Origin of the sequence: Rhizobium leucaenae USDA 9039 (genome assembly GCF_000426285.1) — a bacterium.
Lineage (GTDB): Bacteria > Pseudomonadota > Alphaproteobacteria > Rhizobiales > Rhizobiaceae > Rhizobium > Rhizobium leucaenae.
This window is the reverse complement of the sequence record NZ_AUFB01000005.1, coordinates 299,407-322,863: the sequence shown is the minus strand read 5'-3', so window position 1 is coordinate 322,863 and position 23,457 is coordinate 299,407. Positions and strand designations below refer to the sequence as shown.

Here is a 23,457-nt window from a genome sequence, read left to right as displayed (position 1 = left end):
GCGATGCAGCAATGCCGTTTATCTTACCGGAAGGCCAGGAGAGGCATCGTTGCCGAGATTATCTGCCTGGCCCCTTACCTAAATTAGCCCTTTCCCCGCAAGCGGGCGAGGGGATGAATTGTCGTCACATCTCATGCAGCACATGCGCTGCCTTCACCGCTGCAGAAGCCCGGTTCTCAACCCCGAGCTTCACATAGATCTGCTCCAGATGTTTGTTCACCGTCCGAGCGGAAAGGCCCAGGATCTCGCCGATATCGCGGTTCGATTTGCCCTTGGCGATCCAAAGCAGCACTTCGGATTCGCGCTGGGTGAGCGCGAAATGCTGGCGCAGCACGCCGTCGTCGGCGCGCTGGCTGGTGGCGGTCAAGCGAAAGAGATATTCGTCGGGGCCGATCGCGCCGAGGAAGGCGAGCTGCAGAGCGGCCTGACTGCCGTTGTTGATGGAAAATGGGTTGTCGCCGCGCCCCAAGCTTAGCCGTTCTCGCTCGCGCATGAAGGCGGCGATGTGTTTCGCCACGAGATCGAGGCCGTCGTCGCTGCCGGTGGCGGCATTGACAAGGCGCGTCGCTTGCGGTGTCGACCAGTGGATCGCGCCATCGCCTTTGACCGCCAGAAGGTGCCGGCCGGCGGCGTCGAGCGCGACCCTGGCGCTTTGGGCAGAGCGGGCATTGCGCAGATGGACGCGGATGCGGGCGCGCAGTTCGTCGACGTTGATCGGCTTAGTGAGGTAGTCGACGCCGCCGGATTCCAGCGCATGCACGACATGCTCGGTTTCGGTCAGTCCGGTCATGAAGACCACCGGTACCTGGGCGATGCCGGCATTGGCCTTCAGCCGCCGGCAGGTCTCGAAACCGTCCATGGACGGCATCACGGCATCGAGCAAAATCAGGTCCGGCGTGATGCGTTCGACGATGTTCAGTGCCGCCTGTCCCGACGTGGCGATCAGCACGGAAAAGCCCGACTGCTCCAGGGCGTCAGTCAGGAATCCGAGCGCCTCCGGCGAATCGTCCACGAGCAAGACTATATCGCGGGGAAGGGCGGGCTCAGCCAATCGGTTCTACCTTTTCATTGTGGAATTTATGCAGGAAATCCAGGAAGCCGCCGAGGTCGAAGGCTTGGACATAGGTGCTGAGAGCGTCGGTGAAGGGTTGATTTTCAGTCAGTTTGGCAAGGTCCGCGAGCTTCGCCTCAATGCCTCTGACGTAGCCGATCTCGCCAAGCCGCATCAACTCGCGCACATGCTCTATCCCCGGGCTTTTCATCGGTGGCGCGGGTTTTGGCAAGACCGGCGCGGAACCGTCAGCATAAATCCACTTCAAGCCAAGATGAAGCGCGAGCTTGTCGCGAAGTTGGCGGATATCGATCGGCTTGGCGATAGCGTCGTTGTGGCTGTCGTCGCTGTCCTTGGCGGCGGCGCCATCGCCGATATTTGCCGACAGCATCAGGATCGGCGCCATCTGGCCGTTCTCCCTCAGCCGCGAGACCAGTTGCCAGCCGTTCATGCCCGGCATGGAGATGTCGACCAGGAAAAGATCCGGTTTGATGCCCTCGATCAGCGTCAGGCAGTCCGGTCCGCCGGTGGCCGTCAGCACGATGAAATCGAGTGGAGACAGCACTTCGCGCATTAGCTCGCGGTGATCCTCATTGTCGTCGACGACCACGATAGTGCGGCGCGGGCCTTCATAGCTGACGATCCGCTGTTCCTGCGCCGGCGGCTTCATCGGCCGGATTACCGCCGACAGCATAAGGCGCACCTTGAAAGTCGAGCCCTTGTCCTTTTCGCTGACGACAGAGATTTCGCCGCCGAGTGTATTGGTGAGCAGTCGGGTAATGGTCAGCCCGAGGCCGAGGCCCGGCATAGGGCGGACGCTGTCGGCTTCGCCGCGCTGAAAGGGCTCGTAGATGCGGGTGAGGTCCTTCTCGGCGATGCCGCGGCCGGTATCGGCGATGGTGAAGCTCGCGACTTGGCTGCGATAGCCGACCTCGAAGCGCACGCTCCCCGTATCCGTGAATTTGATGGCGTTGGAAAGCAGATTGACGAGGATCTGGCGCAGTCGCTTTTCGTCGGTGCGGACATAATCGGGCAGGGCGGGAGATCGCTCATGGATGAAAGCGAGACCCTTGGCCTGCGCCTGCGGGCGGAACATATCGACGATCTGGTCGAGAAAATCCTGGATGTTGATCTCGTTGGAATAAACCTGTAGCCGGCCGGCCTCGATCTTGGAAATATCCAATAGCCCGTCGATCAGACCAGAGAGATGTTCGGCGCTGCGGCGGATGACCTTCAATGATGATTGTCGCGGCGCCGGGATGGTCTCATCGCGCTCAAGGATCTGGGCGTAACCGAGCACCGCATTGAGTGGCGTGCGCAATTCATGGCTCAAGCCGACGACGTAGCGGCTCTTGGCGCGGTTGGCGGCTTCGGCCGCTTCCTTGGCGCTCTGCAAAGCCGCGTCCGTCTTCTTATGCGCTGCGATTTCCTTGAGCAGCAGGGTGTTCTGGCGCGAAGATTCCTCCTCGGCGACGACGCGGCTGTCATGGGCGAGCACATAGAACCAGCAGACAACGCCGGCAATGACGGCGAAGACGAAGAAGACGATCAGGATGGTGCGGTCGACCACCGCGGACGTCTCCGGCGAAGCAGAGCCGACCTGATGCGCGATCATCGCCAGGATGGCGCCCACAGCCGTCAGCGCCACCGCGACGGCAATACCATAGCGGCCGAGACGGGTTGCGAGTTTGGCGACGACGGTCTCCGGCAGCAGGGTCTTAGCGACGGTGCCGACCTGTGCGTTGAGCCGAGCCTTCGGCTTGCACATGTCATGGCAGCGGCTGTCCAGCGAGCAGCAGAGCGAGCAGATCGGCGCGGCATAGGCCGGGCACCAGGCCATGTCCTCCGGCTCGAAAGGATGTTCGCAGACCGAGCAGGTGATGGTGGACAGGCGCTTCCAGCTTTGGCGCGGCTTGCGGGCGAGATAGAATTTGCCCTTGGTTACCCAGGCGAGCGTGGGCGAGGCGATGAAGGCAATGACCAAGGTGATGTAGGGAGCGAGCGAGGCGGCAACCGCGCCGAGAACGCCGAAATGGGCGATGAGGGCAACCGTCGCCGAGAGCGCCATGGCGCCTAAGCCGACAGGATTGATGTCGTAGAGATGGGCGCGCTTGAACTCGATGCCGGGAGGGGCAAGGCCGAGCGGCTTGTTGATGAACAGATCGGCGGAGATGGTGCAGAGCCAAGCCATGGCGACGATCGAAAAGATGCCGAGGGTTTCCTCCAGCAGCTTATAGATGCCGAGTTCCATGAGCAGCAGGGCGATGGCGACATTGAAGACCAGCCAGATCACGCGTCCGGGATGGCTGTGGGTCAGCCGCGAGAAGAAATTCGACCAGGCCAGCGAGCCGGCATAGGCGTTCATCACATTGATCTTGAGTTGCGAGACCACGACGAAGGCGGCCATCAACAGCAGCGCGGCATTGTGCCAAGGGATCATATAGCCGAAGGCGGTGAGATACATCTGCGCCGGATCGGCGGCGCGATCGGCGGGAATACCGGAACTCAACGTCAGTACGACGAGGAAGGAGCCGGCCAGCAGCTTCAGTGCGCCGATGATCACCCAGCCGGGACCGGCGAGGAAGATCACCAGGTGATGCCGCCATTTGCGGCGGCCTTCCGGCGGCAGGAAGCGCAGAAAGTCGGCCTGTTCGCCGATCTGCGACATCAGTGCCAGGATCACGGCGGAAGCCGCGCCGAATTCTACGAGATCGAAGGGAGCCGCGGTTCCGGACGCGCCTGCCGTATGATGGATGCCGGCGAAAGCACGCCAGAGGTCGAACTTCCCCCAATCGGACAAGGCAATGAAGATGAAGGGCAGGATATTGAGGACGATCCAGAACGGCTGCGTCAGAAGCTGAAACCGGCTGATCAGACGGACGCCATGCGTCACCAGCGGAATGACCATGACGGCGCTGACGATATAGCCGATCCACAAGGGTATCCCAAGCGTCAGCTCCAGCGCTCCCGACATGATGGACGCCTCGATGGCAAACAGCATGAAGGTGAAGCTGGCATAGATCAGCGAGGTGATGGTCGAGCCGATATAGCCGAAGCTCGCACCGCGCGTCAGCAAGTCGATATCGACGCCGTGGCGGATGGCGTAGCGGCTGATCGGCAGGCCGATCGCGAGCATGGCGATGCTCGCGACGATGATGGCATAGAAGGCGTTGGTCGTGCCGTAGGAGAGCGTGATGGCGCCGCCGATCGCTTCCAGCGCCAGAAAGGAGATGGCGCCGATTGCCGTCTGCGAGATGCGCTGCGAGGAAAATTGCCGGGCGCTTTTGGCGGTAAAGCGCAGCGCATAGTCTTCCAGCGTCTGGTTCGCGACCCAGCGGTTATATTCGCGTCTCACCGGAATGATGCGTTGCCGCGCCGCCATGCCCACCCTTCAGCAGTCTTCAAATCTAATCGACGTCGTAACACGGAATGCAGCGGCCCTTAAGTGCATGGGCCGCTAATATGCTGCACATTTCGCCCCGTTTCCTACGTCATATTACGTATGTGGAATCCCCAGGTGCTGCCGGATAGTCGCGGCCAGGCAACGGTTAATCTTTGTTTACGGGCCGTTGCAGCAGACACAAAGAGGGGAACTACACATGAAACTGAAGACTCTCGTCTCCGGCGCGCTTCTGGGCGCCATCATGTCGACGACCGCATTCCATGGAGCTTTTGCTGCCGATGACACTATCAAGGTCGGCGTTCTCCACTCACTTTCGGGCACCATGGCGATTTCGGAAACGACGCTGAAGGATGCCATGCTGATGCTCATCGACGAGCAGAACAAGAAGGGTGGCGTTCTCGGCAAGAAGCTGGAGCCCGTCGTCGTCGATCCGGCTTCCGACTGGCCGCTCTTTGCCGAAAAGGCCCGCGAACTGATCCAGAAGGACAAGGTTTCCGCCGTGTTCGGTTGCTGGACCTCGGTATCGCGCAAGTCGGTCCTGCCGGTGTTCAAGGAATTGGACTCGATCCTGTTCTACCCCGTGCAGTTCGAGGGTGAAGAGTCCGAGCGTAACGTGTTCTATACCGGCGCTGCCCCGAACCAGCAGGCGATCCCCGCGGTCGATTACCTGATGCAGAATGAAGGCGTGCAGCGCTGGGTGCTCGAAGGCACCGACTATGTCTATCCGCGCACGACCAACAAGATCCTCGAGGCCTACCTGAAGTCCAAGGGCGTCAAGGACGAAGACATCATTATCAACTATACGCCGTTCGGCTTCTCCGACTGGCAGACGGAAGTCTCGAAGATCAAGGCCTTCGGCTCGGCCGGCAAGAAGACCGCCGTCGTCTCCACCATCAATGGCGACGCCAATGTTCCCTTCTATAAGGAGCTCGGCAACCAGGGCGTCAAGGCGGAAGACATTCCGGTCGTCGCCTTTTCCGTCGGCGAAGAAGAGCTTGCCGGTGTCGACACCAAGCCGCTGGTCGGCCATCTCGCTGCCTGGAACTACTTCCAGTCCGTCGACACGCCTGCCAATGCCGAATTCATCAAGGAATGGCACGCCTATACCAAGAACGACAAGCGGGTTACCAACGACCCGATGGAAGCTGCCTATATCGGCTTCAACATGTGGGTGAAAGCTGTCGAAAAAGCCGGTACGACCGATCCGGACAAGGTGATCGACGCGCTCGTCGGCGTTTCGGTGCCGAACCTTACCGGCGGCTACGCCACGATGATGCCGAACCACTACATCACCAAGCCGGTGCTGATCGGCGAGGTGCAGGAAAACGGCCAGTTCGACGTTGTTTCGCAAACCCCTGCAGTGGTCGGCAAGGAATGGTCGGACTACCTGCCTGATAGCAAGGATCTGATCTCGGATTGGCGCATGCCGCTTAACTGCGGCAACTTCAACGTCTCCACCGGCAAGTGCGGCGGCAAGGGTTCCTGAGTTCAGCTTTAGTGTGCGATCGCCGCGGGCAGGCTTCTCTGCCCGCGGCAGCATGAGGGGACAAGCGCGATGTTCGACAAATTCGTTTACCACATGGCTGTGGCGCTTGCCGCCGGCTTTTGCCTGATGCTAGCGCTGACGGCGACGACGCTGCGTGCCCAGGAGGACGCGCATAGTCTTATCAACGCGCTGGGGCCGGCGAACTTCCAGCAGGCCGACGAGATCGTGAAGAACCTCGCCAAGACCGGTGATCCTAAGGTGGTGCCGGCGCTGCAGGCCTTTTCGGATGGCGATCTTTATGTTCGCAAATCCGACAATCAGGTCTTCATTGCCAAATCGTCCGGTGACGTCATGGCCCTGGTCGACCCGTTGACCGGGCAGGCGGTGGGCCAGGAAGCCAAGGGCAATCTTAGCAAGATCAAGATCAACAACAATCTTCGTCGCTCGGTCCGCGCGGCGCTCGGCGGCCTGACGCTGATGAGCCCGGATCGTGGCGTTCGATTGGAGGCGGCGCAATCCGTATTGAAATCGCCAAGCGCGGATTCGCTGGAGGCATTGGAGGCGGCGTTAAAGAACGAAAAGGACGGCGAAATTCGCGGCGTGCTCGAGAGGGCGCGCGCGGTGGCCGTGCTCGGCTCCGATCGCTCGCCGGAGCAGAAGAAGGCGGCGATCGAGACGATCAAGAACGAAGGCGGACGTGACGCCATCGGCATTCTCTCCTCGGTTACCGTCGACGACAGCCTGAAGCCCGATGTCGCGGCTGCCATCGCCGGCATCCAGAGCCAATTGGCGATCTGGGATGCGGTGCAGAACGTCTGGTACGGCCTTTCGCTCGGCTCGGTGCTGCTGCTTGCCGCTATCGGGCTTGCCATCACTTTCGGCGTCATGGGCATCATCAACATGGCACATGGCGAGATGGTGATGCTCGGCGCCTATTCCACCTTCATGGTTCAGAGCGTCATCCGCAGCTCCTATCCGGAACTCTTCGACTGGTCGCTGGCGATCGCCTTGCCGGTGGCGTTTCTGGTCACCGGTGCCGTCGGCCTCGTCATCGAGCGCGGCGTCATCCGTTTCCTCTATGGCCGGCCGCTGGAGACGCTGCTCGCCACCTGGGGCATTTCGCTGATCCTGCAGCAAGCCGTGCGCTCGATCTTCGGGCCGACCAATCAGGAGGTCGGCAATCCTTCCTGGATGTCCGGTTCTTTCGATCTCGGCTATCTCTCCATCACCTGGAACCGCCTCTGGATCATCGTTTTCGCGCTCGGCGTCTTCGTCGCCCTGCTGTTGCTGCTGAAGCGTTCGGCTTTCGGGCTGCAAATGCGGGCGGTGACGCAGAATAGGCGCATGGCGTCGTCCATGGGCATCCGTACGCCCTGGGTGGACGCTTTCACCTTTGCCCTGGGGTCGGGCATTGCGGGGATGGCAGGCGTTGCGCTCTCGCAGATCGACAACGTCTCGCCAAACCTTGGCCAAAGCTACATCATCGACAGTTTCATGGTTGTCGTCTTCGGCGGCGTCGGCAATCTCTGGGGAACGCTGGTCGGTGCCTTCTCGCTCGGCATCCTCAACAAGTTCCTTGAGCCCTATGCGGGGGCGGTGCTCGGCAAAATCCTGGTTCTCGTCCTCATTATCCTCTTTATTCAGAAACGTCCGCGCGGGCTCTTCGCCCTCAAGGGAAGGGCGGTGGAAGCATGATCACGGCCTTTCTCCTCCGTTCGCTCGACCGCCGCATCGGCATCGCCATCGCGATCCTGCTTGTTGTCGCAGTGTTCGTGCCGCTCGCCAATCTGGCCCTGCCGGACACCAGCCCGCTGCATGTGCCGACCTATCTGATGTCATTGTTTGGTAAGTATCTGACCTATGCTTTGCTTGCCTTGGCACTCGATCTCGTCTGGGGCTATTGCGGCATTCTCTCGCTCGGCCATGGCGCGTTCTTTGCGCTCGGCGGCTATGCGATGGGCATGTATCTGATGCGGCAGATCGGCTCGCGCGGCACCTATGGCAATCCCATCCTGCCGGACTTCATGGTCTTCCTGAACTGGAAGGAGTTGCCGTGGTTCTGGTACGGCTTCGATCATTTCTGGTTCGCCATGATCATGGTGCTGGTGGCTCCCGGTCTACTTGCCTTCGTGTTCGGCTGGTTCGCTTTTCGCTCACGTGTCAACGGCGTCTATCTTTCGATCATCACGCAGGCGATGACCTATGCACTGCTGCTCGCCTTCTTCCGCAATGACATGGGTTTCGGCGGCAATAACGGTCTGACCGACTTCAAGGATATTCTCGGCTTCAATATCCAGGCCGACGGCACGCGCGCCGTACTCTTCGCCATCACCGCGCTGTTTCTGGCGCTGGCGCTGATGCTGTCCTCGGCCATCGTGCGCTCGAAATTCGGCAAAGTGCTGGTCGGCGTGCGCGATGCGGAGAGCCGGACGCGCTTCTTGGGTTACCGGGTCGAACACATGAAGCTCTTCGTCTTCGTCGTGTCGGCGATGATGGCCGGCATTGCCGGTGCCCTCTATGTGCCGCAGATCGGCATCATCAATCCCGGCGAATTCGCGCCCGCGAATTCCATTGAAGTGGTCATCTGGACGGCAGTCGGTGGCCGGGCGACGCTGATCGGCCCGATCATCGGCGCCATTCTCGTCAATGGCGGCAAGACAATCTTCACCGGCCTGTTCCCCGATTTCTGGCTCTTCGCGCTCGGCGGCCTCTTCGTTGCGGTGACGTTGCTCCTGCCCAAGGGCATCGTCGGCACGATAGCGCAATATATCGGTGGCGATCGCCAACCGGTCAGCGCGAAGCCTGATGCCGAGGAAGACGAAACCGAAGCCGGCAAGACGACCATCCAGGCGGCGGAGTGAAGCCATGATCCCGGACATCAAGCCCAACAGCATGCTTTATCTCAACAACGTCTCCGTCTCCTTCGATGGCTTCAAGGCGCTGAATTCGCTGTCGATCGTCATCGAACCCGGAGAACTTCGCGCCATCATCGGTCCGAATGGCGCCGGCAAGACGACGATGATGGATATCATCACCGGTAAGACGCGGCCCGACCAGGGCGAGGTGTTCTTCAATGGCCAGATCGATCTCACCAAGAAGGACGAAGCCGATATCGCCCAGCTCGGCATCGGCCGCAAATTCCAGAAACCGACGGTTTTCGAAAGCCATACGGTCTGGGACAATCTCGAATTGGCGCTCAACCGCAAGCGCGGCGTTTTCTCGACGCTCTTCTACCGCCTGACGCCGGAAGATCGCGATCGCATTCATGAGATCCTGGAAACCGTGCGCCTCTCTCACCGCCGCGACGAGCTGGCGGCCAATCTTTCGCATGGGCAGAAGCAATGGCTGGAGATCGGCATGCTGCTCGCCCAGGAGCCAAAGCTGCTTTTGGTCGATGAACCGGTAGCGGGCATGACGGATGCGGAGACGGCAGAGACGGCGGTGCTGCTGAAGGAAATCGCCAAGACGCGGTCCGTGGTGGTGGTCGAGCATGACATGGGCTTCATCCGCGATCTTGGCGTCAAGGTGACGTGCCTTGCGGAAGGCTCGGTATTGGCCGAAGGCTCGATCGACTTCGTCAGCAATGATCCGAAGGTGATCGAGAATTATTTGGGGCGGTAGGTGAGGGATTGCCGTGGGGAGAGAGCCCCTCATCGGCCTATCGGCCACCTTCCCCCCGAGGGGAGAAGGGGATCGTCCCCTCTCCCCTCAGGGAGAGGGTTAGGGTGAGGGGGTTTTGGGAAAAGGAAGAGAATTGAGATGCTGACAGTCGAAAACGCAAATCTGCACTATGGCGCCGCTCAGGCTCTGCGCGGCATCTCCATCAAGGCGGAGATGGGTAAGATCACCTGCGTGCTCGGTCGCAACGGCGTCGGCAAAAGTTCGCTGCTGCGCGCCGTCACCGGCCAGCATGCGCTGTCAGCAGGTTCGGTTACCTTCGACGGGGTGACACTGAACGGCCTGGCGCCCTTTGCACGCGCCAAGCAGGGGATCGGGTATGTGCCGCAAGGGCGCGAGATCTTTCCGCTGCTGACGGTCAAGGAGAACCTGGAGACGGGGTTCGCTCCCGTGTCGCGCCGCGACCGCACCATTCCCGAGGACATCTACGATCTGTTTCCGGTGCTGAAATCCATGCTGTCGCGCCGCGGCGGCGATCTTTCCGGCGGCCAGCAGCAGCAATTGGCGATCGGCCGGGCAATGGTGACGCGGCCGAAAATATTGGTGCTGGATGAGCCTACGGAGGGTATCCAGCCGTCGATCATCAAGGATATCGGGCGGGCGATCCGCTATCTCCGGGATTCCACCGGCATGGCAATCCTGCTGGTCGAACAATATCTCGATTTCTGCCGCGAACTTGCCGATTACGTCTATATCATGGATCGTGGGGAAATCGTCCATGAGGGTCTGGCGGAGACGCTGGATACGCCCGAGGCTCGGCGACATCTGACGGTGTGAGGCCATTGCTGTTCTTTTCATCATTTGGCGAAAAATGCGGCGGATATCAGTGCCGCCGGTCAATGTTCCGGACGACTTCACAAGGCACGGGAATTGCTTGTTTTTGTTCTTCGGTGGATTTCAACGATCCGCGATGGCCTGGTGTGATGAGCGGAGAAACGGAATGGTGATGGCAGCGGCGAGCACGAGACCGCAGAGGGCGCGCGGGCGCGGCCATCTGGCGGCCAAGGCGCTTGATGGGCGCACGCGCCTTTCCGAACTTTTCCAGGAAGGTGCGGCAAAGATCCGCCTGCCCGATACGTTCGATAATTCCATGGAAGCCGTTATCATCAACACCGCCGGCGGCCTGACCGGCGGCGACCGGATGGATTGGAGCATCGTCGCTGGGCCGGGCACGCGCATCGATGTGACCACGCAGGCCTGCGAGAAAATCTACAAGGCATCCGCAGGCACCGCCGAAGTCGTGACGTCCATCAAGGTCGGTGCTGGCGCACGCGTCGATTGGCTGCCGCAGGAAACCATTCTGTTCGACCGCGCCTCGCTGTCGCGCAGGCTCGCTGTCGATCTCGACGAGACTGCCGAATTCCTGGCCGTCGAGGCAATTCTGCTCGGCCGCAAAGCCATGGGCGAAGCGATGGCGCAGGGGTTGTTTCGCGACCGCTGGCGCATCCGCTGCGCCGAGCGGTTGATCCATGCCGAGGAACTGAGGCTCGAGGGCGATGTCGCAGCGTTGACGGCTGAGCATGCGGTTCTGAGCGGCCAGGTCGCTTTCGCGACGCTGCTCTATGCCGGGCCGCGGGCGGAGACCTATCTCGCCAAGCTGCGGCCGCTCATCGAGGGGCACATGGGCGGCGTTAGCCAGTGGCGCGACAAGCTGGTGGTGCGGCTCGCGGCACCCGACGGCTTTGCTCTCAGAAAAATCCTGATCCCGGTCATTTCCGCCTTGCGCAACGCAGCGCCAGTGCCGAAGGTCTGGAATCTGTAGTTCGAGCAAATAGCAATTACATAGGTAGGCGATGAACCTCACTCCGAGAGAAAAAGATAAGCTGTTGATTTCCATGGCGGCAATGGTGGCGCGGCGGCGGCTGGAGCGCGGCGTCAAGCTCAACCATCCGGAAGCCATCGCGCTGATCACGGATTTCGTTGTCGAAGGCGCCCGTGACGGCCGCCCGGTCGCCGAACTGATGGAAGCCGGCGCCCATGTCATCAGCCGCGACCAGGTGATGGAAGGGATTGCCGAGATGATTCACGACGTGCAGGTCGAGGCGACGTTTCCGGATGGGACGAAGCTCGTGACCGTGCACGAGCCGATCCGCTGAACGACGGCAAAGGAAAAGATCATGATTCCGGGTGAAATTCTGGCCGCGAGCGGCGACATCGAACTGAACGCCGGCGCGCCGACGATAACGCTGGAGGTCTCCAACACCGGCGACCGCCCGGTGCAGGTCGGCAGCCACTATCATTTTGCCGAGACGAATGGCGGTCTCGCCTTTGACCGCGACAGGGCCAAGGGCATGCGTCTTGATATTCCTGCAGGAACGGCAGTGCGTTTCGAGCCGGGCCAGACGCGCTCGGTGACGCTAATCCCGCTCTCCGGCAAGCGCGAGGTCTATGGCTTCCGCCAACAGATCATGGGCAAACTCTAAAGGCTTATGGGGAGAAACGGCATGTCTTTGAGATTGCTTGCGTCCGGCGCATGTGTCGCGACGGTTTTGATATGCGGTTCGGCCTTTGCGCAGAATGATCCGGACCAGCCGAAGGTCGATTGCAACAATGCGCAGACGCAGATGGACATGAACATCTGCTCCCAGCGGGACTACGACAAGGCCGATAGGGCATTGAATGAACAATATAAAAAGACGCGCGCGGCAATGGTTGCCGCCGATGCGGATCTCGATGCCGACCTAAAGGGTGCCGAAAAAGCATTGGTCAAGGCGCAGCGCGCCTGGGTCGATTATCGCGATGGCCAATGCGAGGCGGAAGGATTTGAGGCGCGGGGCGGGTCGATGGAACCTATGCTCGTTTCCGGATGCAAGGCAACGTTGACGCGGCAGCGGACCAAGGAGCTGAAGGCACTGGCCGATGGACCGGAGGGTGCGCAGTGAGCGCCAGATATCACCGGCTTCAGCCATACGGGATGGGATGGCCATCCGTTCGCGGCGGAGAAGCGGCTGGTCGATCATTACATTTCCCTTGGCCGCCTGAGACGCATTGCCCACAAGACTCTTATTCTTTCCTCCCAAGGAGCTTGATTTATGCCCCATAAGATTTCCCGCGCCGCCTATGCCAACATGTTCGGGCCGACCACCGGCGACAAGGTGCGGCTTGCGGATACGGAACTTTTCATCGAGGTGGAGAAGGATTTCACCACCTATGGCGAGGAGGTGAAGTTCGGCGGCGGCAAGGTCATTCGCGACGGCATGGGGCAGAGCCAGGTGACGCGGGCGAACGGTGCCGTCGATACCGTCATCACCAACGCGCTGATCGTCGATACGTGGGGAATCGTCAAGGCTGATATCGGCCTCAAGGATGGCAGGATCGTCGCCATCGGCAAAGCCGGTAATCCGGACATGCAGCCGGGCGTCAACATCATCGTCGGTCCGGGCACGGAGGCAATCGCGGGCGAGGGCAAGATCGTCACGGCCGGCGGCATGGATAGCCATATCCACTTCATCTGCCCGCAGCAGATCGAAGAGGCGCTGATGAGCGGGCTGACGACCATGCTCGGCGGCGGCACCGGCCCGGCGCACGGAACCCTTGCCACCACCTGCACGCCCGGCCCCTGGCATATTGCCCGCATGATCGAGGCTGCTGATGCCTTTCCGATGAACCTCGCTTTTGCCGGCAAGGGCAATGCTTCGCTGCCCGGCGCGCTCGAGGAGATGGTGCTTGCCGGCGCCACCTCGCTGAAGCTGCACGAAGATTGGGGGACGACGCCCGGTGCCATCGACTGCTGCCTGACGGTCGCCGATGCGTATGATGTGCAGGTGATGATCCACACGGATACGTTGAATGAAAGCGGCTTCGTCGAGGATACGATCGGCGCCATCAAGGGCCGCACCATCCACGCTTTCCATACCGAAGGGGCTGGCGGCGGCCATGCGCCTGACATCATCAAGATCTGCGGACAGTCGAATGTTATACCATCTTCGACCAACCCAACGCGCCCCTATACGGTTAACACGATTGCCGAACATCTCGACATGTTGATGGTCTGCCATCACCTGTCGCCATCGATCCCGGAAGACATCGCTTTCGCCGAAAGCCGCATCCGCAGGGAGACGATTGCCGCGGAAGACATACTTCACGATATCGGTGCCTTCTCGATCATTTCGTCTGACAGCCAGGCCATGGGCCGGGTCGGCGAAGTGGCGATCCGCACCTGGCAGACTGCCGACAAGATGAAGCGCCAGCGCGGCCGTCTTGCCCAGGAAACCGGAGACAACGACAATTTCCGCGTCAAACGCTATATCGCCAAATACACGATCAATCCGGCGATCGCCCATGGCCTCAGCCATGAGATCGGTTCGCTCGAAGTCGGCAAGCGCGCCGACCTGGTGATCTGGAATCCGGCCTTTTTCGGCGTGAAGCCGGACATGGTTCTGCTCGGCGGCTCGATTGCGGCCGCTCCCATGGGCGATCCGAACGCCTCGATCCCGACGCCGCAGCCGGTGCATTACCGCCCGATGTTCGCCTCTTTCGGCAAGAGCCTGACAAATTCCTCGGTCACCTTCGTGTCGCAGGCCTCGCTCGACGCCGGTCTTGCCGGCAGGCTCGGCGTCGCCAAGAACCTCGTTGCCGTCAGGAATACCCGCGGCGGTATTTCCAAGGCATCGATGGTCCACAATAGTCTGACGCCGCATATCGAAGTCGATCCGGAGACTTACGAAGTGCGTGCCGATGGCGAGCTTCTGACCTGCGAACCGGCAACCGTGCTGCCGATGGCGCAGCGTTATTTCCTGTTTTAATGGGAAGTATCGCGTTTCGTCGCGATTGATCATCAAAACCCCTGGATTCAGGGGTTTTTCATAAGCTCTTCGAACTATTGCAGCATAATCAGAGACTTGCACCGACGGTTGTTTATATCGAAATCTCACCTTAGGTGAGACGAGGTTCGGTGGCGATTTCTAACAGTTCATAAGTTGAGAAGTGTCCGGCATTTTAACGATCGCGTTAAAGGCCTGGAAGAGCCTTCGCCCCTATCCCACATCATCGAATTCGTGGGCTGAGGAAGGTGATTCGCATGAAACGGTGGATTTCGCTGCAGGCCGAACTTGGTAATTTTCAGCAGCGTCGCACGATATATATTTTCGCGCTAAAGATGAGTTTTCTGGCGGTCATCTTGTCCGTGGCCATCATTCTTGTGATGCTGCCTGTGCTCGAGTGGCTTGGTCTCTTGCCATTGCCGATCCTCGACGCGATCCGGCTCTGTGTCCTGCTCGCCTGGTTCATCGGCGGTACCGTCTCTGGCGCACTGGCGCTGCTGGCGGGTTACGCCATTCATAAGCTCGCGTCTCGCGCGCCGAATTCGAACGGCTAAGCCGCACCGACATGTTGTCGGGACTGCTGAACCGTCGCGCCTTTACCGAGGCGTTGGAAGAGGCGCAAGACGACGCGTCGCTAGTCATCTTCGATGTCGACCGCTTCAAGACGATCAATGACCGCTATGGGCACGCTTCGGGAGATGCCGTCATCGTCGCCGTGTCACAGATCTTTTCCGGCATTTTCGAGGGCAGGGATGTGATTGCCCGCCTCGGCGGCGAGGAGTTCGGCGCCATCGTCCATGGCCGTGATCTGGCCGAACGCATCGCGCGCATCGAGGGGGTGAAAACGCAGATTGCCGACCACGCCATCGCCGTCGAAGGTGCTGCAGTGAAGATCACTATTTCCGCCGGGATCGCCGATATTTGGGGGGAGCGCAGGAAAGAGGTGGTCTATGCCGCCGCGGACAAGGCGCTGTATCTCGCCAAGGCCCTTGGCCGCAATCGCGTCGTCCATGAAAGCGAATGGCTGAATCATGTCTGGCATCGTTCCCCGGCCGAGGAAGAGCAGGAAGCGATGCCCGATTGTGTGGAGCAGCATCGATACGGCCATGGAATATAGCTCTGCGAAACCGGCACTGGTCCTTGCGCGGAAAGCGGCTATTTTGCATGCTCTGACAAAGCTTTGAATTGGACATGTCATGCTACGCGTCACTTCCTATCTGCCGGCCGGCTCCCCATCCTCCAATCCGATCGATCGCGTCGTGCTGCCGCATGATCTTCGGCATCTGCGCCGCAAACTGCTGCATCTTGAAAATGGCGAGATGGTCATGCTCGATCTGAAGGAGCCGGTGCTGTTTGCCAATGGCGATCTGCTGGTGCGCGAAGACGGAGAATTGATCGAAATCGTCGCGGCGGCGGAAAAGCTGTTCGAGATCAAGCCACGCGACCGCCGGCATCTGATCGAGCTCGCCTGGCACCTCGGCAACCGGCACCTTTCGGCGCAGATCGAGGAAGACCGCATCCTCATCCTGCGCGACCACGTCATCCGCTCCATGCTCGAAGGCCTTGGCGCAACGGTGACGGAAGTCAGCGAAGCCTTTCAGCCGGCTCGTGGCGCTTATCATACGCATGGCGGCCATTCGCACAGCCACGATCATGGGCGTCATCATGACCACGATCACGGGCATGATCATCACGATCATTCGCACGACTGAGCGTGATGGGCGGGATTTCAGCGGCTGAAAATGGCGATCTGCAGGCGCTCCTGCGGCTGATGGCCTGGCTGTCGCCGGCTTTTCCCGTCGGCTCCTTCGCCTATTCAGGCGGTCTCGAACGTGCTGTCCATGATGGCCTGGTACGGGACACCGCGAGCCTAAAGGATTGGATCGCGGTGCTGATCCGTCATGGCTCGGTCTGGAACGATGCCGTCTTGCTTGCAGAAGCGCATGGCGCGGCAGAGGATGCGGCGCGACTGGCTGAGGCGGCCGAGCTTGCCGAAGCACTGGCCGGTTCAAAGGAGCGCCATCAGGAAGCCATGCTGCTCGGCGAAGCCTTCCTCTCTGCCGCCAATGCCTGGCCGCATCCGGTCTTTTCCATGCTGCCTGCGAAAGTGGCTTATCCGGTAGCGGTCGGCGCCGTGGCTGGCGCGCATGGCATCTCCCGGGAAAAGGCGCTCGCTGCCTTCCTGCATGCGGTGGCATCGCAGATGCTGTCGGCTGGAATTCGGCTCGGGGTGACCGGACAGAAGGATGGCGTCGCAATCCTGGCGGGGCTGGAACATGTCATCACCGAGGTCGCGAAGCGGGCTGCGCAATCGAGCCTCGACGATCTCGGTGCCGCGGCGGTGCAGGCCGATATTGCGAGCCTTCGTCACGAGACGCAGGGCACGAGGCTCTTTCGATCCTGAAGAGCTCAAACAAATATAGCGGTTGAGCTACGTCATTCGCCGCTGTGCGGGACACGTCTGCCTCGCTATTCTATGTTTTTATCGGAGTTTCGAGCATGAAATCGAGAAATGGACCTTTGCGCGTCGGTATCGGCGGGCCTGTCGGTTCTGGCAAGACAGCGCTGACCGAAAAGCTTTGCAAGGCAATGCGTGACGATTATTCCGTCGCGGTGGTGACCAACGATATCTACACGACCGAGGATGCTGAAGCTTTGGTGCGCATGCAGGCGCTGACGTCGGACCGCATCGTCGGTGTCGAAACCGGCGGCTGCCCACATACCGCCATTCGCGAAGATGCCACGATCAACCTGCAGGCCATTGCCGGCCTCAACGAGCGGCTTCCCGATCTCGACGTCGTCTTCATCGAATCCGGCGGCGATAATCTGGCGGCGACTTTTTCTCCGGATCTCGCCGATATTACGATCTATGTGATCTCGGTCTGCCAGGGCGAGGAAATTCCGCGCAAGGGCGGTCCGGGCATCACCAAATCCGACCTTCTCGTCATCAACAAGAAGGACCTCGCGCCCTTCGTGGAGGTCGATCTCGATGTCATGGATCGCGACGCGACCCGCATGCGCCAGGCCCGCCCCTTCGTGTTCTCCGACATGAAACGCGGCGATGGCGTTGGAACGATCGTCGACTTCCTAAAGGAACAGGGCGGCCTTTGAGCAACCTTCTCCCCGAGGGGAGAAGGGGACGTTCTATTCGGCGGCGAACGGCGGCAGCTTCAAGATATTCGTCTTGGCTGGTTTGCCGTGCTGTGGGACGTCCTTGTTTTCCACGGCGTCGAGACGTTCTTCGAGTGCCGTGAGGGACTTGCGATTTTCGTTGACGGCGGCCGCCAGCTTTTCCTTGGTCAGAACCTCATCGTCCACATCCTTCTTGCCGACGAGACGGCCGAAGAGCCAGGCAAGCAGGCGCGACAGATCGTCCATGATCAGGAAGAAGGACGGCACGACCACCAGGCTGAGGACGGTCGAGACGATGATGCCGCCGATGACCGCAATCGCCATGGGCGCGCGGAACGAGCCGCCTTCACCGACGCCGAGCGCGGATGGCAACATGCCGGCGGACATGGCGATCGACGTCATGATGATCGGCCGCGCTCGCTTGCGACCGGCCTCGACTACGGCCTCCAGCCGCGGCATGCCATGGTGCATCATTTCGATGGCGAAATCGACGAGCAGAATGGCGTTCTTGGTGACGATGCCCATTAGCATCAAGATGCCGATCATGACGGGCATGGAGAGGGCATTGCCGGTCAGGATCAGCGCCAATGCCACGCCACCGATCGCCAGCGGCAGCGATAGCAGGATGGTGAAAGGCTGGATCACATCCTTGAAGAGCAACACCAACACGGTCAGCACCAGCAGAAGGCCCAGCAGCATGGCGTTGCCGAAGCTTTGCTGCATTTCCTTCTGCACCTTGGTGTCGCCGCTTTCAGCCAGATGGACAGTGGCGGGGATCTTGGCGCTGTTGACGATGCTGAGGAAATGGCTCGACGCCGTGTCAAGCGCCACGCCCTGCGGCAGATCGGCGCCGATGGCGACGACGCGGTAGCGGTTGTTGCGCTTGATCGAAGACAGGCCTTCCGAATAGTCGATATCAGCGACGCTGGACATCGGCACCGTCGCGCCGGTGGCGGTCTTGATGCGCAATGCCCGGATCGCCGCAAGGTTGCGGCGCATGCCGATTGCAGCCTGTACGCGGATGGGAATCTGGCGGTCATCGAGCGAGATCTTGGCCAGCGACGCGTCGATATCGCCGATGGTCGCGACGCGCACCGTATCGGAAATCATCTGCGGCGTAATGCCGAGGCGAGCAGCCTCGTCCTTGCGCGGATAGATCTGCAGCTCGGGCCGGGGCAGGGCGCCGTCGGCGCTGACATTGGCAAGCGCCGGATCGGTGCGCAACTTGGCTTCGAGGGTGCCGACCGCTTCGTTCAGATCCTTCTCGTTGCGGGAGAGGAAGTTGTAGGTCAGGTCACGGTCGCCGCGATCGTTGAGCTTGGTGATGCGAACGTCGGGGATCGAGCGCAGTTTGGCGAAGACTTCTTTTTCCACGTCCCATTGCGGACGCTCGCGACCATGGACGGTAACCTTCGGCAGATAGGGACCGATCACCGGCAGCGACCCCAGCACATCGTTGACCAGTTTTTTGGAGAGCGATTGGTCGAGCTTGCCGAGCGTCAGAGTTACCGTGGCGCGGCGCAGTTCCAGATCGCCCTTGGGCGAGGCACCCCCGAGGACGAAGACATTCTCGACGCCGTCGATATCCTTGACGCGCCTGTAAATCTCGTTGGTTGCCTGCTCGGTGTCGTCAAGTCGTGCATTCGGCGGCAGTTCGGCCGACAGCACGATGCGGGACGAATCGTCCGGAGGGATGAAGCTGCCGGGCACGAACATGATCAGCGCAAACACGGAGGCGACGGAGAATGCAAAGGCCGCAAGCAACGTCGGATAGCGCGTGTACCACCGCTTCGTCGTGATCCGCACCAGCCAGCTATAGCCGCGCATGAACCGGCCGTCATTGTCGTGATGGTCCTCGACAGCATCCTCGGCGCGCATGAAATAGGCGGCCATCATCGGTGTGATCAGGCGCGCGACCAGCAGCGAGAAGAACACCGAGAAGGCGACCGTCAGGCCGAACTGGATGAAATATTGGCCCGGAATACCCGGCATGAAGGAGACGGGCACGAAGACGGCGATGATGGTGAAGGTCGTCGCGATGACGGCGAGGCCGATTTCGTCGGCGGCATCGATCGCGGCGCGATAGGGCGTCTTGCCCATTTTGATATGGCGGGCAATGTTCTCGATTTCGACGATGGCGTCGTCGACGAGAATACCGGTCGCCAGCGTCAGTGCCAGGAAGCTGACGAGGTTCAGCGAGAAGCCGATCTGGTTCATGATCCAGAAGGTCGGGATTGCCGAAAGCGGCAGGGCGACGGCCGAAATCAGCGTCGCGCGCCAATTCTTGAGGAAGAGGAAAACGACGATAACCGCCAGCAACGCGCCTTCCAGCAGCGTGTGCATCGCCGCTTCGTAGTTGCCGTAGGTGTAATAGACCGCATCGTCGATCATCTCGATCGAGACGTTCGGATTTTCGGCACGCACCTTGACCAATGTATCGGCTACGGTCTTGGCGACGGAGACTTCGCTTGCACCCTTGGCGCGGAACACACCGAAGGTCACGACGGGCGTGCTGTTGAACCGTGAGAAGGACTTCGGTTCCTGATAGGTGTCCTTGATGACGCCGAGATCGGAAAGCTTGACGAAGCGGCCGTTGGTCAGCGCGATGGTGGTGTCGGCGAGTTGGGCGACATCGCGGGCGTCGCCGAGAACGCGGATCGCCTGTTCGCTGCCGGCCACCTGGCCACGGCCGGAACCGAGATCGATATTGGTGCCGCGCAACTGCTGGCTCACCGAAAGCGCGGTGATGCCGTAGGCGTTCAGCTTGTTCGGATCGAGTTCGATGCGCACTTCGCGGTCGGCGCCGCCGTAGCGGTCGACGCGGCCGATGCCGACCTGACCCTGCAGTGCGCGTTTGACGGTGTCGTCAACGAACCAGGACAGTTCTTCGAGCGACATATTTGGCGACGACACGGCGAAGCTCTGGATCGCCTGGCCTTCGACATCCACCTTGGAGACGATCGGCTCGTCGATGGTTGACGGCAGAGTGCCGCGAATGCGGTCGATCGCGTCCTTCGTGTCCTGAACGGCCTGTTGCGTCGGCACTTCCAGGCGGAAGATCACGACGGTCTGCGACTGGCCGTCGGTGACCGTCGATTGGATCTCGTCGATGCCGTTGATGCTGGCGACGGCATCTTCGATCTCCTTCGTCACCTGCATTTCGAGTTCGGCAGGCGAGGCGCCGCTTTGGGTTACGGTCACGTTGACGACCGGCACGTCGATATTCGGGAAGCGGGTGATCGGCAGATTGAAGAAGGCGTGAGCGCCCACCACCATCAGCAGGAAAAACGCCAGAAGCGGGGCGACCGGATTTCGGATTGACCAGGCGGAGAAGTTCATCTTGCCGTTCTCGCTCAGTTGGACGCTTGCGGAGCTTCTTTGACGGGCGTGATGTGATCCCCGTCGCGGACATAGGCGCCGGCTTTGGCGACGACTTCGTCACCATCCTTCAGGCCCTTGACGATCTCGACGTAACCGCCGTCCTGAATGCCGGTCTGGACATTGACGAATTTGACGACGCCACCCTCTACCTTGCGGGCAGAAGAGCCATTTTCGTCGCTATTGACTGCCGTCAGCGGCAGCGAGATGCCTTGCGTCTCTCGGACGATGATCTCGGCGCTGCCATACATGCCCGCACGAGCCTTTTCATCATCATCGATGGAGATGTGCACCGCGCCGAGACGGGTGACCGCATCGACGATCGGCGCAACCAGGCGGACGGATCCGGTGAGTTTTTCATGGCTGCCGGAAAGAGAAATCAACGCCTTCTGACCGACGGAAATTTTCATGATGTCGCTCTCGGAGACATCGACCACCAGCTCCAGATCGCTGTCGCGGATGATGGTAAAGAGCGGGTCCCCACTGCCGTTGGCAATGGCTCCCATGCGGGCGTTACGCGAGGCGACAGTGCCGGCGACCGGTGTTTTGACGCCGGTGCGGGCGAGCTTCAGATCCGTATCGGCGATCTGGCTATCGGTGACCTTGAGATCGGCTTCGGCGACGGCAATTGCCTGTTCGGCCGATGCCACGCGGGCCTTGTTGGCGGCAGCCGCCGCATTCGCCTGCTCGACCGACGAGGTCGAGACGGTGCCCTTGGCGCCCATGGTGACGGCGCGGACGCGCTGCAATTCCGCCTCTTCCGCATTGGCGCGGGCCTCGTTGAGCTGCGCGCGAAGCTGGGCAAGGCTTGCTTCGCCCTTGGCTTTCGTCGCCTCCATCTGGCTCTTCTGGAGGACCAGCGCATCGTCATTCAGCGTGGCAAGGACACTGTTCGCCTCGACCTTGTCGCCAACGTCGGCATTGAGCGAACGGATCGACAGACCGTCGACCTGCGGTTGGATATAGACCTCGTCTACCGCCTTTACGGTGCCGGTGGCGACCACCTTGTCGGTCAGTTTGCGTGTCGTGGCCTGTGTGATGACGATCGCAGGCAGGTTCTGCTTCGGCGCGGTGACCGTGGATTCTTCGGCAAGGGCGGCCGGCGCCGTCAGGAGAACAAGCAACATTGCAGTCGTGCTCAGAAATCTATGCGGCGTGAAGGCCATGCGTTCAATTCCAGTTCGGTATTTTGTGTAACGGGATCTCGCTGTTTTCCGTCGCGAGCACGGAGGATCTATGCGTGCGGGCCGGCTCTTTCCGGCGGATCAATATCCGTCTGTCATGCCTGCAAGCCCCTCATCCTCAATTTGTCCCATTAGGTGGGAACGATTTCCAAATTTCGCAAGATCACGAGAAAATGATTTCGACGTCGCGCGCAATTCTAATGGGCGTTGCATTGCAAATCAATTACGCGTTCGTGATGTCTGCATTCACATGCTTGATCGACGCATGGCTTTTCAGGCAAACGTCACGACAAAGCCAGTCTTTTATCGTCGCTGTTACAAAATGAAAAAAACGCGCGAGGCGTGAACCCCGCGCGTTTCCTCAGATTTTCGACGTCAGCCCTATTTCAGCGCGGCGTCGGTGATCTCATGCGTATAAGCGCCGGTCGGCTTCTTGTTGATGATCTTCTGGTCGAGAAGGGCGTCCACGGTGCGATCGTAGAGTTTCTCGTCGAGCTTGCCGGTGCCGATCAGCTTGGCGACTTCGCCCATCATCCGCTTCTGATGGTTTTCGTCCTGGCCACCATTATCCATGACGATTTCGGCGGCTTCATCCGGATGTTCGACAGCGTATTTCCAGCCCTTCATCGAAGCGCGGACGAACTTGACCATGTTGGCCTTGAACTTCGCGTCCTTCAGCTTGGTCTCGTTGACATAGAGGCCGTCTTCCAGAAGGTCGTTGCCGAGTTTGCTATAGTTGAAGACGATCAGATCTTCCGGCTTGAAGCCGGCATCGACCGCCTGCCAGTATTCGTTATAGGTCATGACGGAAATGCAGTCGGCCTGCTTCTGCACGAGCGGCTGAACGTCGAAGCTCTGCTTCAGGACGGTGACGCCATCCTTGCCGCCGTCGGTCTTCAGGCCGATCTTATGCATCCAGGCAAAGAAGGGATATTCGTTGCCGAAGAACCAGACGCCGAGCGTATGGCCCTTGAAATCGGCTTCGGTTTTCACCGGACCGTCCTTCGGGCAGATCAGTTCCAGGCCGGACTTGTCATAGGGCTGGGCGATGTTGATCAGCGGCACGCCTTTTTCGCGAGCGACCAAAGCGCCACCCATCCAGTCGACGATGACATCGGCGCCGCCGCCGGCGATTACCTGTTCCGGTGCGATATCCGGACCGCCCGGCTTGATGTCGACGTCGAGGCCTTCCTCCTTGTAAAAGCCTTTGTCCTTGGCGACGAAATAACCGCCGAACTGACCTTGCGCCACCCATTTCAACTGCAGCGTCACCTTGTCGGCAGCCATTGCCGCCTGCGCTGCGGCCAACGCCATTGCGCTTGCCATCAATGCGACCATCAGTTTTTTCATATTTTTTGTCCTTTTCCCTCTGAAGTTATGCC

Annotated in this window: 18 protein-coding genes and 1 pseudogene; 14 read left to right on the top strand and 5 right to left on the bottom strand. The window is 60.3% G+C overall.

Annotated elements, in window-relative coordinates; translation table 11 throughout:
* Nucleotides 1–124 precede the first annotated feature (124 nt).
* Nucleotides 125–1,051 carry a response regulator transcription factor gene (locus K290_RS0110615; RefSeq protein WP_028751907.1) on the bottom strand — a complete coding sequence of 309 codons (927 nt, stop codon included), beginning with the start codon at nucleotides 1,049–1,051 and terminating at the stop codon, nucleotides 125–127.
* Nucleotides 1,044–4,433 (bottom strand): hybrid sensor histidine kinase/response regulator, encoded by a 3,390-nt coding sequence (locus tag K290_RS0110610; RefSeq protein ID WP_028751906.1) that lies wholly within the window; start codon nucleotides 4,431–4,433, stop codon nucleotides 1,044–1,046. Before K290_RS0110610 ends, K290_RS0110615 begins: the two co-directional genes overlap by 8 nt.
* A gap of 217 nt (nucleotides 4,434–4,650) precedes the next feature.
* Between K290_RS0110610 and urtA the strand changes: the two genes are divergently transcribed.
* The 14 genes and pseudogenes from urtA (at nucleotide 4,651) to ureG (ending at nucleotide 17,492) form a co-directional block, all read left to right on the top strand.
* Complete coding sequence (gene urtA, locus K290_RS0110605) at nucleotides 4,651–5,940, top strand: urea ABC transporter substrate-binding protein (protein WP_028751905.1); 1,290 nt, start codon at nucleotides 4,651–4,653, stop codon at nucleotides 5,938–5,940.
* 69 nt (nucleotides 5,941–6,009) lie between these two features.
* Nucleotides 6,010–7,635: an urea ABC transporter permease subunit UrtB gene (gene urtB / locus K290_RS0110600; RefSeq protein ID WP_028751904.1), complete on the top strand. Its 1,626-nt coding sequence runs from the start codon at nucleotides 6,010–6,012 to the stop codon at nucleotides 7,633–7,635.
* Nucleotides 7,632–8,801: an urea ABC transporter permease subunit UrtC gene (urtC, locus tag K290_RS0110595; protein ID WP_028751903.1), complete on the top strand. Its 1,170-nt coding sequence runs from the start codon at nucleotides 7,632–7,634 to the stop codon at nucleotides 8,799–8,801. The genes urtB and urtC overlap by 4 nt, the downstream gene beginning before the upstream one ends.
* Nucleotides 8,802–8,805: 4 nt before the next feature.
* On the top strand, nucleotides 8,806–9,561 hold the full coding sequence (gene urtD / locus K290_RS0110590) for an urea ABC transporter ATP-binding protein UrtD (RefSeq protein WP_028751902.1): 756 nt from the start codon (nucleotides 8,806–8,808) through the stop codon (nucleotides 9,559–9,561).
* A gap of 138 nt (nucleotides 9,562–9,699) precedes the next feature.
* Nucleotides 9,700–10,395: an urea ABC transporter ATP-binding subunit UrtE gene (urtE, locus tag K290_RS0110585; RefSeq protein WP_028751901.1), complete on the top strand. Its 696-nt coding sequence runs from the start codon at nucleotides 9,700–9,702 to the stop codon at nucleotides 10,393–10,395.
* Nucleotides 10,396–10,558: 163 nt separating this feature from the next.
* On the top strand, nucleotides 10,559–11,380 hold the full coding sequence (locus K290_RS0110580; RefSeq protein WP_028751900.1) for an urease accessory protein UreD: 822 nt from the start codon (nucleotides 10,559–10,561) through the stop codon (nucleotides 11,378–11,380).
* Nucleotides 11,381–11,411: 31 nt separating this feature from the next.
* Nucleotides 11,412–11,714: an urease subunit gamma gene (locus tag K290_RS0110575; protein ID WP_028751899.1), complete on the top strand. Its 303-nt coding sequence runs from the start codon at nucleotides 11,412–11,414 to the stop codon at nucleotides 11,712–11,714.
* A 21-nt stretch (nucleotides 11,715–11,735) separates the two neighbouring features.
* Nucleotides 11,736–12,041 (top strand): urease subunit beta, encoded by a 306-nt coding sequence (locus K290_RS0110570; protein WP_028751898.1) that lies wholly within the window; start codon nucleotides 11,736–11,738, stop codon nucleotides 12,039–12,041.
* 21 nt (nucleotides 12,042–12,062) lie between these two features.
* A complete protein-coding gene (locus K290_RS0110565) occupies nucleotides 12,063–12,500 on the top strand; it encodes a lysozyme inhibitor LprI family protein (RefSeq protein WP_028751897.1) in 438 nt (145 codons plus the stop codon).
* Nucleotides 12,501–12,650: 150 nt separating this feature from the next.
* Nucleotides 12,651–14,363, top strand: a complete 1,713-nt coding sequence (gene ureC / locus K290_RS0110560) for an urease subunit alpha (RefSeq protein WP_028751896.1) — start codon at nucleotides 12,651–12,653, stop codon at nucleotides 14,361–14,363.
* Between the two features lie 275 nt (nucleotides 14,364–14,638).
* Nucleotides 14,639–15,498: pseudogene (locus tag K290_RS33995) on the top strand (GGDEF domain-containing protein).
* A 79-nt stretch (nucleotides 15,499–15,577) separates the two neighbouring features.
* Nucleotides 15,578–16,093, top strand: a complete 516-nt coding sequence (gene ureE / locus K290_RS0110550; protein ID WP_028751895.1) for an urease accessory protein UreE — start codon at nucleotides 15,578–15,580, stop codon at nucleotides 16,091–16,093.
* Between the two features lie 5 nt (nucleotides 16,094–16,098).
* A complete protein-coding gene (locus K290_RS0110545; RefSeq protein ID WP_028751894.1) occupies nucleotides 16,099–16,785 on the top strand; it encodes an urease accessory protein UreF in 687 nt (228 codons plus the stop codon).
* A 95-nt stretch (nucleotides 16,786–16,880) separates the two neighbouring features.
* Nucleotides 16,881–17,492: an urease accessory protein UreG gene (ureG, locus tag K290_RS0110540; protein ID WP_028751893.1), complete on the top strand. Its 612-nt coding sequence runs from the start codon at nucleotides 16,881–16,883 to the stop codon at nucleotides 17,490–17,492.
* Nucleotides 17,493–17,525: 33 nt separating this feature from the next.
* Here the strand turns inward: ureG and K290_RS0110535 are convergent, their stop codons facing one another.
* From K290_RS0110535 to K290_RS0110525, 3 genes are all read right to left on the bottom strand, one after another.
* Entirely contained in the window at nucleotides 17,526–20,852 is a 3,327-nt protein-coding gene (locus K290_RS0110535; RefSeq protein WP_028751892.1) for an efflux RND transporter permease subunit, read from the bottom strand.
* A gap of 14 nt (nucleotides 20,853–20,866) precedes the next feature.
* Entirely contained in the window at nucleotides 20,867–22,018 is a 1,152-nt protein-coding gene (locus K290_RS0110530; RefSeq protein WP_245276512.1) for an efflux RND transporter periplasmic adaptor subunit, read from the bottom strand.
* Between the two features lie 438 nt (nucleotides 22,019–22,456).
* Nucleotides 22,457–23,425: an ABC transporter substrate-binding protein gene (locus tag K290_RS0110525; protein WP_028751890.1), complete on the bottom strand. Its 969-nt coding sequence runs from the start codon at nucleotides 23,423–23,425 to the stop codon at nucleotides 22,457–22,459.
* Between the last annotated feature and the right edge of the window lie 32 nt (nucleotides 23,426–23,457).

Bases quoted from the DNA above. Each gene is read 5' to 3' on its own strand.
- K290_RS0110610 (WP_028751906.1), bottom strand. From the start codon at position 4,433: ATGGCGGCGCGGCAACGCATCATTCCGGTGAGACGCGAATATAACCGC.
- urtA (WP_028751905.1), top strand. From the start codon at position 4,651: ATGAAACTGAAGACTCTCGTCTCCGGCGCGCTTCTGGGCGCCATCATG.
- urtB (WP_028751904.1), top strand. From the start codon at position 6,010: ATGTTCGACAAATTCGTTTACCACATGGCTGTGGCGCTTGCCGCCGGC.
- urtC (WP_028751903.1), top strand. From the start codon at position 7,632: ATGATCACGGCCTTTCTCCTCCGTTCGCTCGACCGCCGCATCGGCATC.
- urtD (WP_028751902.1), top strand. From the start codon at position 8,806: ATGATCCCGGACATCAAGCCCAACAGCATGCTTTATCTCAACAACGTC.
- urtE (WP_028751901.1), top strand. From the start codon at position 9,700: ATGCTGACAGTCGAAAACGCAAATCTGCACTATGGCGCCGCTCAGGCT.
- K290_RS0110580 (WP_028751900.1), top strand. From the start codon at position 10,559: ATGGTGATGGCAGCGGCGAGCACGAGACCGCAGAGGGCGCGCGGGCGC.
- K290_RS0110575 (WP_028751899.1), top strand. From the start codon at position 11,412: ATGAACCTCACTCCGAGAGAAAAAGATAAGCTGTTGATTTCCATGGCG.
- K290_RS0110570 (WP_028751898.1), top strand. From the start codon at position 11,736: ATGATTCCGGGTGAAATTCTGGCCGCGAGCGGCGACATCGAACTGAAC.
- K290_RS0110565 (WP_028751897.1), top strand. From the start codon at position 12,063: ATGTCTTTGAGATTGCTTGCGTCCGGCGCATGTGTCGCGACGGTTTTG.
- ureC (WP_028751896.1), top strand. From the start codon at position 12,651: ATGCCCCATAAGATTTCCCGCGCCGCCTATGCCAACATGTTCGGGCCG.
- ureE (WP_028751895.1), top strand. From the start codon at position 15,578: ATGCTACGCGTCACTTCCTATCTGCCGGCCGGCTCCCCATCCTCCAAT.
- K290_RS0110545 (WP_028751894.1), top strand. From the start codon at position 16,099: ATGGGCGGGATTTCAGCGGCTGAAAATGGCGATCTGCAGGCGCTCCTG.
- ureG (WP_028751893.1), top strand. From the start codon at position 16,881: ATGAAATCGAGAAATGGACCTTTGCGCGTCGGTATCGGCGGGCCTGTC.
- K290_RS0110535 (WP_028751892.1), bottom strand. From the start codon at position 20,852: ATGAACTTCTCCGCCTGGTCAATCCGAAATCCGGTCGCCCCGCTTCTG.
- K290_RS0110530 (WP_245276512.1), bottom strand. From the start codon at position 22,018: ATGTTGCTTGTTCTCCTGACGGCGCCGGCCGCCCTTGCCGAAGAATCC.
- K290_RS0110525 (WP_028751890.1), bottom strand. From the start codon at position 23,425: ATGAAAAAACTGATGGTCGCATTGATGGCAAGCGCAATGGCGTTGGCC.